Source organism: Nitrosospira sp. NpAV (assembly GCF_000832065.1).
Classification (GTDB): Bacteria; Pseudomonadota; Gammaproteobacteria; order Burkholderiales; family Nitrosomonadaceae; genus Nitrosospira.
Genome location: NZ_JXQM01000109.1, coordinates 1 through 258, shown reverse-complemented (window position 1 = coordinate 258; position 258 = coordinate 1). Strand labels below are relative to the sequence as shown.

Sequence of the window (258 nt, the reverse complement as noted above, 5' to 3'; positions counted from 1 at the left end):
GGAGCTTGGCGCGGTGATCCAGGTGAACCGCCGGCACACCGAGGCGGTGCTGGCCCAGTTCGCCGCCGCCGGCATCGAGACCTGCGGCGTCATCGCCCGGCCGCGTTACGACGACCAGGTGCGGGTGACCCTCTTCGAGGAGCCGCTGCTGGAGACCACCCGGCTGCTGGCCGAGCGCACCTGGGCCGAGACCAGCTACCGCCTGCAGGCGCTGCGCGACAACGCCGACTGCGCCAAGAGCGAGTTCGATGGCCTGCT

The 258-nt window shown here is 71.7% G+C and carries 1 protein-coding gene; it reads left to right on the top strand.

Annotated features, from left to right (window positions below):
• A partial coding sequence (locus tag SQ11_RS17670; RefSeq protein WP_041515107.1) for a hypothetical protein occupies positions 1-258 on the top strand: 258 nt, incomplete at both ends.